Origin of the sequence: Streptomyces ficellus (genome assembly GCF_030406405.1) — a bacterium.
Classification (GTDB): domain Bacteria; phylum Actinomycetota; class Actinomycetes; order Streptomycetales; family Streptomycetaceae; genus Streptomyces; species Streptomyces ficellus_B.
Map to the genome: position 1 here is coordinate 323328 of NZ_JAUEPL010000001.1, position 13813 is coordinate 337140.

Below are 13813 nucleotides of genomic sequence, written 5' to 3' on the forward strand. Positions count from 1 at the left end.
GATCGCGTCGCGTCGGGCTCCAGCCGCACTTTCCCGTGTTTCCCCTGCTCACCGCATGACCGTACGGGCCTCGGGAGTCACGCCGTGGACCCGGTGATCGTGGTCGGCGCGGGCCCGGTGGGCCTGGCGCTCTCCCTCGCCCTGGCCGCGCAGGGCGTGCCCACCGTCGTCCTGGACGAGGGCCCCGGCAAGGACGAGCCACGCGCCGCGCGCACCGCCGTCCTGCGCCCGGACACGGCCGCGTTCGTGGAGCGCCTGGGCTGCGCCACGGTACGGGACGAGGGGACCCGCTGGACGGGCTGGCGCTCGATGCGCCGCAAGCAGCTGATGCGCCACATCGAGTTCGGCGCCCGGCCGGTGGAGTCCGGGCCTCTGGAGCCCGGGGCGGGATCGGGACAGTTCGGGCCGGGGCCGGCGGAGTCCGGACCGGCGGAGTCGGGCTCGGTCGAGTCCGGATCGGCGGAGTCCGGACCGGCGGAGTCCGGGTCGGAGGTGCCGTCGCCGCTGCACATCCCCCAGCACGCTCTCGCCCGGGGGCTGCGGGACGCCATCGCCGCGCTCCCGGACCGGGAGTTGGTGCGGCTGGTACCGGACAGCCGCCTGGACTCCATCGAGCAGGACGCGCACGGCGTCACCGCGCACACGCGCGGGCCGGGGGCGACCTGGTGGCGCGGCAGCCACCTGGTCGGCTGCGACGGCGCCCGCTCGACCGTGCGCAAGCTGCTGGGCATCCGCTTCCCGGGGCGGACGGCGGTCGAACGGCACGCCGTCGCCACCCTCCGTACCGAACTCCCGTGGCCCGGCGAGGCGTTGCTGCACCGTCAGCCGCCGTGGCGCGGCGTCGGCGAGGAGGTCACGGCCCGCCCGCTGCGGGACGGGGACTGGCGGCTGGACTGGCTGCTGCCGCCACGCGGTGACCTGGTGACGCCGGATGCGCTGGTGTCCCGCATCCGCGAGACGCTCGCCGGCTGGTGCGGTGAGACACCGGCGTACGACCTGGTCGACACCGGCGTCTACACGCTGCACCACCGGCTCGCCAAGTCCTGGCGCGTGGACCGGGCGTTCCTCGCCGGGGACGCGGCCCATCTGCTGGGCGCGCTGGGCACCCAGGGGCTCGACGAGGGGCTGCGGGACGCCGACAACCTGGCGTGGAAGCTGGCACTCGCCTGGCACCACGGCGCCTCCGAGGCGCTGCTCGACAGCTACCAGGCCGAGCGGCGCACGGCGGTGGCGGCCCGGCTGCGGGCGGCGGACCAGTCGCTGCCGGTGCTGCGCGGGGCGGGCGGGCTGCGGACGTACCTGCGGGGCGGCGGGCATGACGCGCTGCTGATGGACGGGCACCTGGGGCGCGGTCCGCTGGGCGCGCCTCCCGCGTACCCGCACTCCCCGCTCGCGCCTCCGTACGCTGAGGCGCACACGAGCGTCGGCACGCCCCTGGGCGCCCCGGTCGCCGATGTGCGCGTGACGGCTCCCGACGGTACGACCGCGCGGCTGCGGGACCGGCTGGGGCGGGGCAGGCTGCTGGCGGTCCTGGTCGCGCCGGGTACCGGCGTATGGGACCGGCGCCACTGGATGACCGCGGGCGTGATGCCCCGGCTGGTGGAGGCGGTGGGCGCGCTGCCGGTGGAGGGCGAGGTCCTCGTCACGGAGGCGTACCCGGGGGCTGCCGCACACACCGTGCTGCTGGTGCGGCCGGACGGGCACCTGGCCGCCGCTTTCGGCGGGGTGCGTCCGGCGGAGCTGTACGCGGCGGCCGACGCGGTGCGGGGCGGCGCCCCGGAGCGGGTGCATAGCGACCGGACCGCTGACGTCAACTGACCGGGGCGGGGGTCCGCGCTGTACCCCTCGGCCATGAACGGCACCGATGTGCGTGCGCCTGTGAACGCCGTGGCGGTTCCGTGACCGGGTCGGCCGCAAGAACCCGTCCCGACCAACGCCCTGGCGGCTGCCTGGCGGCGTCCCGGCGTACGCGCGCCTCGCAGGTCAGAAGCCCTCGTGGGGGAGGTCGTCCGTGTCCTCGCCCTCCTCCTCCAGCGCCTGCCGCACCACCCGCAGCGCCATGCCCTCCGGGTAGCCCTTGCGGGCGAGCATGCCCGCGAGGCGGCGCAGGCGCCGGTCGCGGTCGAGGCCCCGCGTCGAGCGGAGCTTACGGGCGACCAGCTCGCGGGCGGTCTCCTCCTCCTGCTCCGGGTCGAGCTGCCCCACCGCCTCGTCGATCAGCTCCGCGTCCACCCCCTTGGTCCGCAGCTCACGGGCGAGGGCGCGGCGGGCCAGGCCCCGGCCGTGGTGCCGGGACTCCACCCACGCGCCCGCGAAGGCCGCGTCGTCGATCAGGCCGACATCCTCGAACCGGGAGAGCACCTCGTCGGCGATCTCATCCGGAATCTCCCTTTTGCGCAGCGCGTCCGCGAGCTGCTGACGGGTGCGCGGGGTCCCGGTGAGCAGGCGCAGGCAGATCGCCCGCGCCCGCTCAGCGGGATCCTGGGGCGACAGCTCCTTCTCGGCCCTCGACGAGTCGGTGCTGCCTCCCGGCCATTCGGTGCGCCGGGCCATGGGGCTAGGCCTTGGCCGCCGTGGCCTTGGCCGCCTTGGTGGCCTTCGCCGCCGGGGCCGGGACCGTCTTCGCGGCGTCGTCCACGGCCGGTGCGCCCGCCGCGTCCGTGCCGGGCTCGGCCGCCGGCGCCTCGGGCCGGACGCCGACGCCCAGCTTCTCCTTGATCTTCTTCTCGATCTCGTTGGCGAGGTCGGGGTTGTCCTTCAGGAAATTGCGGGCGTTCTCCTTGCCCTGGCCCAGCTGGTCGCCCTCGTACGTGTACCAGGCGCCGGCCTTGCGTACGAAGCCGTGCTCGACGCCCATGTCGATCAGGCCGCCCTCGCGGCTGATGCCGTGGCCGTAGAGGATGTCGAACTCGGCCTGCTTGAACGGCGGCGCGACCTTGTTCTTGACGACCTTGCAGCGGGTGCGGTTGCCGACCGCCTCCGTGCCGTCCTTGAGGGTCTCGATGCGGCGGATGTCGATACGCACCGAGGCGTAGAACTTCAGCGCCCGGCCACCGGTCGTGGTCTCCGGCGAGCCGAACATCACACCGATCTTCTCGCGGAGCTGGTTGATGAAGATCGCCGTGGTCTTGGACTGGTTGAGCGCACTGGTGATCTTACGGAGCGCCTGGCTCATCAGACGGGCCTGCAGACCCACGTGCGAGTCGCCCATCTCGCCCTCGATCTCCGCGCGCGGCACGAGCGCGGCCACGGAGTCGATGACGATCAGGTCGAGCGCGCCGGAGCGGACGAGCATGTCCACGATTTCCAGCGCCTGCTCGCCGTTGTCCGGCTGCGACAGGATCAGGTTGTCGATGTCGACGCCGAGCTTCTTCGCGTACTCGGGGTCGAGGGCGTGCTCCGCGTCCACGAACGCGACCTGGCCGCCGGCCTTCTGCGCGTTGGCCACCGCGTGCAGGGTGAGGGTCGTCTTACCGGACGACTCCGGCCCGTACACCTCCACCACACGGCCACGCGGCAGGCCGCCGACGCCGAGCGCGACGTCGAGGGCGGTCGACCCGGTGGGGATGACCTCGATGGGCTCATTCGGCCGCTCGCCCATGCGCATCACTGCGCCCTTGCCGAATTGCCGTTCAATCTGTGCGAGCGCGGCGTCGAGCGCCTTCTCGCGGTCGGTTCCTGCCATGGGTTCCACCCGATTTGCTTGTGTCGATCGCTTCACGTCAAAGACGCTAACCCCTGCCACTGACAATGGGCCCCGACGTCCCTCCGACCTGTGGATAACTCAGCGGTCGACACCTCGTCGCCCCCGCAGTTCCGGGCCCGAGCCCCCATAAGAATGGATGTTCGATTTTGGTGTCAAGCGCGCCACACCGCGCCCGGCACACCTCCGGCACACGCCCGGCACACCTCCGGCGCCCCGGCCATGGACAGACGGGACCAGGAGAGACGTCCAGGGATCATGCGCCGTCGAGGGACCGCGCCTGGTCCTCGTCCTTCTTGGCGCGCAGCGCCCGCTGCACCCTGGCCAGAACGGCTTCGCCATGCCGCCGGTGCCCGTGCACCCGAGGGTCCTCCGTCACGTCGTACCGCTTCACATAGGCGCCGAGGAACGCCTGCAGGGTGGCGACCGCCGGGATCGCGATCAGCGCGCCCACCGCCCCGAGCAGCGCGGTACCCGCGACGACCGACCCGAAGGCCACCGCGGGGTGGATGTCGACGGTCCTGGCGGTGAGCTTGGGCTGCAACACGTAGTTCTCGAACTGCTGGTACACCACGACGAACGCCAGCACCCACAGCGCGTACCAGGGGTTCACCGTGAAGGCGATCAGCATCGGCAGGGCGCCCGCCAGGTACGTGCCGATGGTGGGCAGGAACTGGGAGACCAGGCCCACCCAGACGGCGAGCGCGGGCGCGTACGGAACGCCCAGGAACTCCAGCAGGACGTAGTGCGCGACGCCCGAGATCAGCGCCATCAGCCCGCGCGAGTACAGATAGCCGCCGGTCTTGTCCACGGCGATCTCCCAGGCGCGCAGCACCTCGGTCTGCTTCGCGGGCGGCAGGACCGAGCACAGGGCCCGGCGCAGCCGCGGTCCGTCGGCCGCGAAGTAGAACGAGAACAGAAAAATCGTCAACAGCTTGAACAGGGCGCCGAGCACGGTCGCCGAGACGTCCAGCACTCCGGTCGCGCTGTTCTGCACGTACTTCCGCAGCCAGTCGGACCGCAGCAGGCTGTCCTGGACCTCGACCCTGGACAGCTCCGTCTGGAACGTGTGGTTCATCCAGTTGATGAGCGAGTCGAGGTACCGGGGAAAGTCCTCGACCATCTCGACGATCTGGCCGGCCAGCATCGAGCCGAGCAGGACGACGAAGCCGACACCGGCCGCCAGGACGCCGAAGAAGACCAGGAAGGTGGCCAGGCCCCGGCGCATCCCGCGGGCCGCCATCCTCCCCACGGCCGGCTCGATCGCCAGCGCCAGGAAGAAGGCGATCAGAATGTTGATCAGCAGCCCGATGAGCTGGTGGAACGCCCAACTGCCGAGCTGGAAGCAGGCGTACAGGGCGAGGGCCAGGACCATGGCGCGCGGCAGCCAGCGGGGCATGCGGGCGGCGGGAGCCGCGCCGCCGCCGCCCGTCACCGGCGCGACGCTCCTGGGAGGCCGGGCGGCGTTCGGGATCGACGCCGCGGCAGGCGCGTGCGCGGTCGGCGACGCGGTGTCGTGCGTCACCGGATCGGTGGTCGTCGTCTCGGTCTCGTCAGTCGGGGCCACGCGGCAAGTCTCGCGTACGGCTGTGACAGCCGGCCGCCCGCCCCACAGATCCGCCCTGCCCCGCTTCGTCCGCCCGCGCGCCCGCACAGCCGGGAGATCTTCCTCCGGTCAGCGCTTGTCCGCGGGAATGTCCACCGCCGCGCAGACCGCCCGCCACACGTCCTTCGCCTCCCACCCGGCGTCCAGCGCCTGGTACACCGTCCGGCCGCCCAGCTCGGACATGACATGGTCCCGGGCGAAGGATTCCGCGTACACCGGGCCGAAGTGGTCCGCCATCCGCTCCCAGAAAATCGTCAACCGCATGCCTCCAGTATCCCGCTCCTGAGAGTGCAGCCCCGCCCGCCCGTCTGGCCGAAAGCCCCTCCCGAAAGCCCTTTCCGCCCTACGGTCGGAACATGGCTGGAACTCCCCTCTCGCGCGCCGAGCACTTCATCTGGCTGACGGCCCGCGTGCTCGAACAGCGGCGGTTCGCTTACCACTTCCTGGGCGGCGGTGCCGACCCCGTGGAGGCCGCCCTCACCGCGTATCTGAACGAGGACGGCGGTTACGGACACGCCTTGGAGCCCGATCTGCGCGGGCCCGTGAGCCAGCCGCTGCACACCGCGCACGCGCTGCGGGTGCTGGACTCCATCGGTCGCTGCGGCGGGCTGCGCGTGGAGCGCGTCTGCCGCTATCTGACAGGGGTGTCCACCCATGACGGGGCACTGCCGGCGCTCCACCCCTCGATCCGCGGCTATCCGGTCGCCCCGTTCATTCCGGTCGTCGACGACCCGCCGAGCGACCTGCTGGCCACCGGCCCGGTGGTCGGGCTGCTCCACCGCAACCAGGTGTGGCACGCCTGGCTGTTCCGCGCCACGGACTTCTGCTGGGCCGCCATCGAGGCCCTGGAGAAGTCTCATCCGTACGAGATCGAGGCCGCCGTCGCGTTCCTGGACGGTGTTCCCGACCGTGCCCGCGCGGAGGCCGTCGCGGACCGGCTCGGCCGGCTGGTCCGGGAGCAGCGGCTGGCGGTGCTGGACCCCGAGCGCCTCGACGAGTTTCCGGTCGCGCCGGGCTACGCCCCGGGCGAGCACCACTTTCCGCATGACTACGCGCGCGTGCCGGATTCGCTCGCCCGGCGCTGGTTCACGGACGAGGAGATGGCACGCTCCCTGGACCACCTCGCGGCCGACCAGGCCGAGGACGGCGGCTGGCCCATCAGGTGGCGCCAGTGGGCGCCCGGCACCGCCCTGGAGTGGCGCCCGATCGTCACGATCGAGGCGCTGCGTACGCTCAGGGCCCACGCCCGCCGGATCGACTGACCGGCACCGCGCACCCCCCGCACGCCCGCCGGACCGGCCGACCGCGTCCGCTACCCGCATGCCCGGCCCCCCACCCTCCGCACGCCCGCCGAATCGGCCGACCGCGTCCGCCGCGACGCACGCCGCCGTGCCGGTCGGTCCGCGATCACGGCGCCCGCGCAGGGGCTCCGCACCGGTTGTCAGTGGTCGGGTGCACGATGGGGGACATGGCCAGGACTGCGCTCGACTCCTTCTCCCCCGCGACCCGTGCCTGGTTCACGGGGGCGTTCAGTGCGCCCACCTCCGCCCAGGAAGGTGCCTGGCGGGCGATCGGTGAGGGGTCGGACGTGCTGGTCGTCGCCCCGACCGGGTCGGGCAAGACGCTGGCCGCGTTCCTCGCCTCCCTGGACCGGCTCGCGTCCACGCCGCCGCCCGCCGACGCGAAGAGGCGCTGCCGTGTGCTGTACGTGTCGCCGCTGAAGGCGCTCGCCGTCGACGTGGAGCGCAATCTGCGCAGCCCGCTCACCGGCATCCGCCAGGAGTCCGTCCGGCTCGGGCTGCCCGAGCCGGAGATCCGGGTCGGCATCCGCTCGGGCGACACCCCGGCCGCCGAGCGGCGCTCGCTGGCCACCCGCCCGCCGGACATCCTGATCACCACGCCCGAGTCGCTGTTCCTGATGCTCACCTCCGCCGCCCGGGACGCGCTGTCCGGTGTCGAGACGGTGATCCTGGACGAGGTGCACGCGGTCGCCGGTACGAAGCGGGGCGCACACCTCGCCCTGTCCCTGGAGCGGCTGGACGAGCTGCTGCCGCGCCCGGCCCGCCGTATCGGACTGTCGGCCACGGTCCGCCCGGTGGACGAGGTCGCGCGCTATCTCTCGCCGCAGCGGAAGGTGGAGATCGTCCAGCCGCCGTCCGGCAAGGAGTTCGACCTCTCGGTCGTCGTCCCGGTCGAGGACCTGGGCGAACTGGGAGGCTCGCCCGCCACGGAAACGGACCAGGCCGAGCGGCCGTCGATCTGGCCGCACGTCGAGGAGCGGATCGCCGACCTCGTCCAGGCGCACCGTTCCACGATCGTCTTCGCCAACTCGCGGCGCCTCGCGGAGCGGCTGTGCAACCGGCTCAACGAGATCGCCTATGAGCGCGCCACCGGAGAGGCCCTGCCGGAGGACCAGTCGCCGGCCGAGCTGATGGCCCAGTCGGGCGCGGCCAAGGGCGCCCCGCCGCTGCTGGCGCGGGCACACCACGGCTCGGTCTCCAAGGAGCAGCGGGCCCTGGTCGAGGAGGATCTGAAGGCCGGCCGCTTGCCCGCCGTGGTCGCCACCTCCAGCCTGGAGCTGGGCATCGACATGGGCGCGGTGGACCTGGTCGTCCAGGTCGAGTCGCCGCCGTCCGTCGCCTCCGGCCTGCAGCGCGTCGGCCGCGCCGGGCACCAGGTGGGCGCCGTGTCGACCGGTGTCGTCTTCCCCAAGTACCGCGGGGACCTGGTGCAGGCGGCCGTGGTCACCGAGCGGATGCGCAGCGGCTCCATCGAGGCGATGCGCGTTCCCGCCAACCCGCTGGACGTCCTGGCCCAGCAGCTGGTCGCCATGGTGGCCCTGGACACCTGGCAGTTCGACGACCTGCTCGCGGTGGTCCGGCGCGCCGCGCCCTTCGCGTCGCTGCCCGAGTCGGCGTTCACGGCGGTGCTGGACATGCTCGCCGGGCGCTATCCGTCCGACGCGTTCGCCGAGCTGCGCCCGCGCGTGGTGTGGGACCGGATCGCCGGCACGGTCACCGGCCGCCCAGGAGCGCAGCGCCTCGCCGTCACCTCGGGCGGCACGATCCCCGACCGGGGCCTGTTCGGCGTGTTCCTGGCGGGCTCCGACCCCAAGAAGGGCGGCGGCCGGGTCGGCGAACTGGACGAGGAGATGGTGTACGAGTCGCGCGTCGGCGATGTGTTCACGCTCGGCACCTCCTCGTGGCGCATCGAGGACATCACGCGCGACCGGGTGCTGGTCTCCCCCGCGCCCGGCGTCCCCGGCCGACTCCCGTTCTGGAAGGGCGACCAGCTGGGCCGCCCGCTGGAACTGGGCCGCGCGGTGGGCGCGTTCCTCCGCGAGGTGGGCTCGCTGGCACCCGACGACGCCCGGCCGCGCCTCCTGGCGGCCGGCCTGGACGCGTGGGCCGCCGACAACGTCCTCGCGTACCTGGACGAGCAGCGCCGCGCCTGCGGCCACGTCCCGGACGACCGCACCATCCTCGTGGAGCGGTTCCGCGACGAGCTGGGTGACTGGCGGGTCGTCGTCCACTCGCCGTTCGGCGCGCAGGTGCACGCCCCCTGGGCGCTGGCCCTGGGCGCCCGGCTCTCCGAGCGGTACGGCATGGACGCCCAGGTCATGCACGCCGACGACGGCATCGTGCTGCGGCTGCCCGACGCGGACCTGATGGGCCTGGACCTGCTCGACCAGGACCCCGCCGCGCCGGGCCTGGAGTACGACGGCGACCAGGCGCCGGTCGGCGCCGCCGACGTGCTCTTCGACAAGGGCGAGGTCGACCAGATCGTCACCGACCAGGTCGGCGGCTCCGCGCTGTTCGCCTCCCGGTTCCGCGAGTGCGCCGCCCGCGCCCTGCTGCTGCCCCGCCGCAACCCCGGCAAGCGCACCCCCCTGTGGCAGCAGCGCCAGCGGGCCGCCCAGCTGCTCCAGGTGGCAAGCGAGTTCGGCTCGTTCCCCATCGTGCTGGAGGCGGTCCGCGAGTGCCTCCAGGACGTCTTCGACGTACCCGGCCTGCGGGAGCTGATGGGCGACATCGAAGCGCGCCGCGTCCGCCTGGTGGAGGTGACCACCCCCGAGCCCTCCCCCTTCGCCCGTTCGCTCCTGTTCGGCTATGTCGCCCAGTTCCTGTACGAGGGCGACTCACCCCTCGCGGAACGGCGGGCGGCCGCGCTGTCCCTGGACTCCCGGCTCCTGGCCGAGCTGCTGGGCCAGGCGGAGCTGCGCGAACTGCTGGACGCGGACGTCCTCACCGAGCTGGAGAGCGAGCTCCAGTGGCTCAGCGAGGACCGCCGCGTCAAGGACGTGGAGGGCACGGCCGACGTGCTGCGCGTCCTCGGCCCCCTGACCGACGCCGAGCTGGCCGAGCGCGGCGCCGACCCGGGCTGGCCCCGAGAGCTCGCCAGGACACGCCGCGCCATCCGCGTCCGTATCGCCGGAGCCGACCACTGGGCGGCCGTCGAGGACGCCGGCCGGCTGCGCGACGCGCTCGGCACCGCCCTGCCGGTCGGCGTCCCCGAGGCCTTCACCGAGCCGGTGAAGGACCCGCTCGGCGACCTCCTCGCGCGGTACGCACGCACCCACGGCCCGTTCACCTCCGCCCAGGCCGCCGCCCGCTTCGGCCTCGGCACCGCCGTCACCGACGGCGCCCTGCACCGCCTGGCCGCCGCCGGCCGCGTCGTCCAGGGCGAGTTCCACCCCTCCGGCATCGGCCAGGAGTGGTGCGACGCGGCCGTACTGCGCCGGCTGCGCCGCCGCTCGCTCGCCGCCCTGCGCCACGAACTGGAACCGGTCCCGCCGGCCGCGCTGGCCACGTTCCTCCCCCAGTGGCAGCACCTGGGCGACAACAGCCTGCGCGGCATCGACGGGCTGGCCCGCGCCATCGAGCAGCTCCAGGGCGCACCCGTCCCCGCCTCCGCCCTCGAAAAGCTGATCCTGCCCTCCCGCGTCGCCCACTACAGCCCCACCCTCCTCGACGAACTGACCACCACCGGCGAGGTCCTGTGGGCCGGGGCCGGCGCCCTGCCCGGCAAGGACGGCTGGGTCTCGCTCTACCTCGCCGACGCCGCGCCCCTGCTGCTCCCGCCGCCTCATCCGCTGGAGCCGACCGCCCTGCACGAGTCGATCCTGACGGCCCTGTCCGGCGGCTACGGCCTGTTCTTCCGCCAGATCGCCGACCAGGTACGCGCCACCACGCACCCGGACGCCACCGACCCCCAGCTGGCCGACGCCCTGTGGGACCTGGCCTGGTCCGGCCGCCTCACCAACGACACCCTGGCGCCGCTGCGGGCCCTGCTCGGCTCGGGCCGTACGGCGGGGTCCACGGCCCACCGCGCCAAGCGCGCCGTTCCGCGCGGCCGGTACGGCACGCTCACCGCTGCCGCCCGCACCGCCTCCCGCTCGGGCCCGCCCACCGTCAGCGGCCGCTGGTCCCTCCTCCCGCCGCCCGAACCGGACCCCACGCACCGCGCCCACGCCCTGGCCCGCACGCTGCTGGACCGGCACGGCGTGGTCACCCGCGGCGCGGTCGCCGCCGAAGGCGTCCAGGGCGGCTTCTCGGCGACGTACCGCGTCCTGTCGGCCTTCGAGGACAGCGGCCAGGCCCGCCGCGGCTATGTCGTCGAGGGCTTGGGCGCCGCCCAGTTCGCGGTGGACGGCGCCGTCGACCGTCTCCGCGCGGCGGCCACCGCCCGCGACCGCGCCGAGCCGGGAGCCGCCCCACGCGCTGTCGTCCTGGCCGCCGCCGACCCGGCCAACGCCTACGGCGCCGCCCTGTCCTGGCCCGAGCCCCCCACCGGCGCCGGCCACAAACCCGGCCGCAAGGCGGGCGCCCTCGTCGTCCTCGTCGACGGCGAGCTCACGCTCTACATGGAGCGCGGCGGCAAGACCCTGCTGTCCTGGCCGACCGAACCAGACGCCCCCGCCCTCCGCACCGCCGCCGACGCCCTCGCCGAAGCGGCCCGGGCGGGCTCCCTGGGGACCGTCACGGTCGAGCGGATCAACGGCACGGCGGCCCTCACCTCCCCCCTCTCCCGCGCCCTGGAGACGGCCGGCTTCCACGCCACCCCCCGGGGCCTGCGCCTGCGCGCCTAGCCGCGCAGGCGCAGGCCCCGCGGGCAGGCGCCCGGCGCGCAGGCGCGGGCGCGTCGCGCATCATGGACCCATGCCCGAAGGAGACACCGTCTGGCTGACCGCGCGCCGCCTGCACACCGCCCTCGCGGGCAAGCTCCTGACCCGCTCCGATCTGCGGGTCCCGCGCTTCGCCACCGCCGACCTGACCGGCCGGACGCTGCTGGACGTCACCCCGCGCGGCAAGCACCTGCTCACCCGGATCGAAGGCGGCCTCACCCTCCACTCCCACCTCCAGATGGACGGCGCCTGGCGCGTCTTCACACCCGACGAGCGCTGGAGCGGCGGCCCCGGCCACCAGATCCGCGCCATCCTCGCGACCACCACCCACACCGCCGTCGGCTACCGCCTCCCCGTCCTGGAGCTGATCCGCACCAGCGAGGAGCCGGCCGTCGTCGGCCATCTGGGACCTGATCTCCTGGGCCCCGACTGGGACTTCGAGGAAGCGGTACGCCGCGTCTGCGCCGATCCTGTACGCCCCCTGGGGGAGGCTCTGCTGGACCAGCGGAACCTGGCCGGCATCGGCAACGTCTACAAGTGCGAACTGGCCTTCCTGGCCCGCGTCACGCCGTGGCTGCCGGTCGGCGACCTCCCACCGGGCGTCCCCGAGCGGCTGATCGCCACGGCCCACCGCCTTCTGGAGGCGAACAAGGAGCGCTTCGACCGCCGCACCATCACCCCCGGCGACCGCCCCGACCGCAAGCTCTACGTCTACGGCCGCAAAAACCAGCCCTGTTACCGCTGCGGCACCCCCATCCTCCGCAAGGAGGAGACCGGAAAGGACCGCATCTCCTACTGGTGCCCCGGCTGCCAGTCGGGGCCCACCGGCTGACGCCGCCGCTTCACCACGCGCTGGTACGCCCAGCAGGGCTCGCAGGGCCCGGAGGGCTCGTAGGCCCCGGAGGACCCGTAGGGCCCATAGGACTCGCAGGCCCCGTACGCCTCACCCGCCTTCTACGGGCGGAGGTCACATGCACCGGAAGCAGGCTCAGCCCCCAACCACCCGCCGCCACGGTCCCTTCGACGAGCCCTGCCTGCCCGGGCGCCAGCGCAAGTCTCAGCACCGCCCACCACCACAGCCCGCCCAGCACCAGCGCGACCGCCAGCGGGGGAACTCGTCGCCGTACCATGGCCGCCTCCTCCGGTCGACGCTAGACCGGCACGATCAGCCGGCGGGAGGGCGTACCGATGCACGCATCCCGCGCGCACCGGGCCGCCCCCACGCGCTGTCCACCTACGCGTACTCGGCCTGGCGGCTCTCCGCCTGGAACATCCACGCGTGCTTTTCCAGATCCGCGGTCAGGGCGATCAGGAGGTCCTGCGTCACCGGGTCGGGCTTGTCGGTCGCCTCGATCCGCTCCCGCATCCGTCCCACCACGGTGATGAGCGCGTCCACCAGGATCTTGACCGCGTCATCGTCCTTGATCCATCCGGTCGGCACGGACCCGATGGCACTGCTGGACGCGACCGTCGCGGCTCGTCCGTCCGGGCTCACGCCGAGCGCCGACGCGCGCTCCGCCACGATGTCGGCGTGCTTGCGGGCGGTGGTCACGACCTCGTCGAGCTGAAGGTGAATGGAGCGGAAGCGCGGCCCCACCACGTTCCAGTGCACCTGCTTGGCCACCAGGGACAAATCCACGGCGTCCACCAGGGCCCCTTGCAGGGCCTCGCCGACCACCTTCAGGTCGGCGTCGGGGAGGGAGCTCTTCACGACAGGCATTCGAATCCTCCGTTCCGGCGTGCGGTGATCGCACGCTCGTCCACCATTGCACATACGACCTAAAAGGGGCATTCGGAGTAAACGAAAGCCCCGGTCGGCACTCGGGTACCCGACCGGGGCTCAGCCCAAAACACAGGCCGCACAACACAAGCGGCTCAACGACCCCAACCGGCCCCCATCACTCGGAGACCGGAGCGGAATCAGGCGGCGACGACGTCCACCGCCTCCGCGGGCGCCTTGATCGTCACCCGTTCCGTCGGCACACCTGCCACCGACGTCACGGACACAGAATTCAGCATCGGGCGTACTGGTGCCGGCACCGGCTCACTCGCCGCTGCCGATTCGGCCAGCTCAGCCAGCGAGAGCTCGTCGCTCACCTCTCGCATGAGCTCGGACATCCGTACGTCAAGCGCGTCGCAGATCGCGGAGAGCAGCTCGGAGGAAGCCTCCTTCTGCCCCCGCTCCACCTCGGAGAGATAGCCGAGCGAGACTCGGGCGGACGAGGAGACTTCGCGCAGAGTACGGCCCTGGCGCTGGCGCTGCCGACGCAGCACGTCACCCAACAGGCGACGGAGCAGAATCATCGGTGGCTCCCTCCTCGGACCGTGTAGCCGCATCCTTCACGCCCCACCGTACCGCCTCGCGCTGCGGCCGTGCGGG

Annotated in this window: 10 protein-coding genes and 1 pseudogene; 4 read left to right on the plus strand and 7 right to left on the minus strand. The window is 73.3% G+C overall.

Annotated features, from left to right (window positions below):
- Positions 1-84 precede the first annotated feature (84 nt).
- Entirely contained in the window at positions 85-1818 is a 1734-nt protein-coding gene (locus QWM81_RS01395; RefSeq protein ID WP_290109510.1) for an FAD-dependent monooxygenase, read from the plus strand.
- 165 nt (positions 1819-1983) lie between these two features.
- Here the strand turns inward: QWM81_RS01395 and recX are convergent.
- From recX to QWM81_RS01415, 4 genes and pseudogenes are all read right to left on the minus strand, one after another.
- Positions 1984-2676, minus strand: a pseudogene (gene recX / locus QWM81_RS01400) (recombination regulator RecX); the annotation flags it as partial.
- Positions 2558-3685 (minus strand): recombinase RecA, encoded by a 1128-nt coding sequence (gene recA, locus QWM81_RS01405; protein ID WP_353938267.1) that lies wholly within the window; start codon positions 3683-3685, stop codon positions 2558-2560. The pseudogene recX and the gene recA, both read right to left, overlap by 119 nt.
- Positions 3686-3959: 274 nt before the next feature.
- Positions 3960-5102 carry an AI-2E family transporter gene (locus QWM81_RS01410; protein WP_290109541.1) on the minus strand — a complete coding sequence of 381 codons (1143 nt, stop codon included), beginning with the start codon at positions 5100-5102 and terminating at the stop codon, positions 3960-3962.
- A gap of 276 nt (positions 5103-5378) precedes the next feature.
- Complete coding sequence (locus tag QWM81_RS01415; RefSeq protein WP_290109511.1) at positions 5379-5573, minus strand: DUF3046 domain-containing protein; 195 nt, start codon at positions 5571-5573, stop codon at positions 5379-5381.
- A gap of 92 nt (positions 5574-5665) precedes the next feature.
- Between QWM81_RS01415 and QWM81_RS01420 the strand changes: the two genes are divergently transcribed.
- The 3 genes from QWM81_RS01420 (at position 5666) to QWM81_RS01430 (ending at position 12265) form a co-directional block, all read left to right on the plus strand.
- Complete coding sequence (locus QWM81_RS01420) at positions 5666-6571, plus strand: hypothetical protein (RefSeq protein ID WP_290109512.1); 906 nt, start codon at positions 5666-5668, stop codon at positions 6569-6571.
- Positions 6572-6777: 206 nt separating this feature from the next.
- Positions 6778-11397 carry an ATP-dependent helicase gene (locus tag QWM81_RS01425; RefSeq protein WP_290109513.1) on the plus strand — a complete coding sequence of 1540 codons (4620 nt, stop codon included), beginning with the start codon at positions 6778-6780 and terminating at the stop codon, positions 11395-11397.
- A gap of 70 nt (positions 11398-11467) precedes the next feature.
- Complete coding sequence (locus tag QWM81_RS01430) at positions 11468-12265, plus strand: Fpg/Nei family DNA glycosylase (protein ID WP_290109514.1); 798 nt, start codon at positions 11468-11470, stop codon at positions 12263-12265.
- Between the two features lie 10 nt (positions 12266-12275).
- Here QWM81_RS01430 and QWM81_RS01435 read toward each other — a convergent pair whose 3' ends face one another.
- From QWM81_RS01435 to QWM81_RS01445, 3 genes are all read right to left on the minus strand, one after another.
- A complete protein-coding gene (locus QWM81_RS01435) occupies positions 12276-12563 on the minus strand; it encodes a hypothetical protein (RefSeq protein ID WP_290109515.1) in 288 nt (95 codons plus the stop codon).
- 104 nt (positions 12564-12667) lie between these two features.
- Positions 12668-13153, minus strand: coding sequence for a Dps family protein (locus tag QWM81_RS01440; protein ID WP_290109516.1), 486 nt, complete (start codon positions 13151-13153; stop codon positions 12668-12670).
- A gap of 200 nt (positions 13154-13353) precedes the next feature.
- The gene (locus QWM81_RS01445) at positions 13354-13737 is read right to left on the minus strand and encodes a helix-turn-helix domain-containing protein (RefSeq protein WP_019889909.1); all 384 of its coding nucleotides are present in this window, start codon (positions 13735-13737) and stop codon (positions 13354-13356) included.
- Positions 13738-13813 lie beyond the last annotated feature (76 nt).

Bases quoted from the DNA above. Each gene is read 5' to 3' on its own strand.
- QWM81_RS01435 (WP_290109515.1), bottom strand. From the start codon at position 12,563: ATGGTACGGCGACGAGTTCCCCCGCTGGCGGTCGCGCTGGTGCTGGGC.
- QWM81_RS01410 (WP_290109541.1), bottom strand. From the start codon at position 5,102: ATGCCCCGCTGGCTGCCGCGCGCCATGGTCCTGGCCCTCGCCCTGTAC.
- QWM81_RS01425 (WP_290109513.1), top strand. From the start codon at position 6,778: ATGGCCAGGACTGCGCTCGACTCCTTCTCCCCCGCGACCCGTGCCTGG.
- QWM81_RS01440 (WP_290109516.1), bottom strand. From the start codon at position 13,153: ATGCCTGTCGTGAAGAGCTCCCTCCCCGACGCCGACCTGAAGGTGGTC.
- QWM81_RS01415 (WP_290109511.1), bottom strand. From the start codon at position 5,573: ATGCGGTTGACGATTTTCTGGGAGCGGATGGCGGACCACTTCGGCCCG.
- QWM81_RS01430 (WP_290109514.1), top strand. From the start codon at position 11,468: ATGCCCGAAGGAGACACCGTCTGGCTGACCGCGCGCCGCCTGCACACC.
- QWM81_RS01420 (WP_290109512.1), top strand. From the start codon at position 5,666: ATGGCTGGAACTCCCCTCTCGCGCGCCGAGCACTTCATCTGGCTGACG.
- recA (WP_353938267.1), bottom strand. From the start codon at position 3,685: ATGGCAGGAACCGACCGCGAGAAGGCGCTCGACGCCGCGCTCGCACAG.
- QWM81_RS01445 (WP_019889909.1), bottom strand. From the start codon at position 13,737: ATGATTCTGCTCCGTCGCCTGTTGGGTGACGTGCTGCGTCGGCAGCGC.